Origin of the sequence: Paenibacillus agaridevorans (assembly GCF_003112455.1) — a bacterium.
GTDB classification, from domain to species: domain Bacteria; phylum Bacillota; class Bacilli; order Paenibacillales; family Paenibacillaceae; genus Pristimantibacillus; species Pristimantibacillus agaridevorans.
Window position 1 is genome coordinate 1 of the sequence record NZ_BDQX01000422.1, and the last position, 242, is coordinate 242.

The window sequence follows — 242 nt, forward strand, 5'->3', positions numbered from 1 at the left end:
AATGCTATCCACTTCTTTCAGCCAAGGCCATTCACGCTTCATAGCAGGAAGCCCTACGGCGCAGCTGTTGTAAGACAATCCTTTACCTGTAGTTTGATAGGTTTGATTCCATTTCGCTAGGAAATGGTTAAACACGAAACGGCTGCAACCCAATGTTTTGCGCATGAGCACGCTCTGTTCTTGCGTCGGATAGATACGAAATTTGAATGCCTTATGATGAAGCATCGCTTGTTTCACCACCT

General features: G+C 45.5%; 1 protein-coding gene. It reads right to left on the reverse strand.

The window, feature by feature from the left end; translation table 11 throughout:
* Nucleotides 1-225, reverse strand: a 225-nt coding sequence (locus tag PAT3040_RS31860; protein ID WP_181376963.1) for a helix-turn-helix domain-containing protein, incomplete at its 3' end; no start/stop codon positions are given.
* Nucleotides 226-242 lie beyond the last annotated feature (17 nt).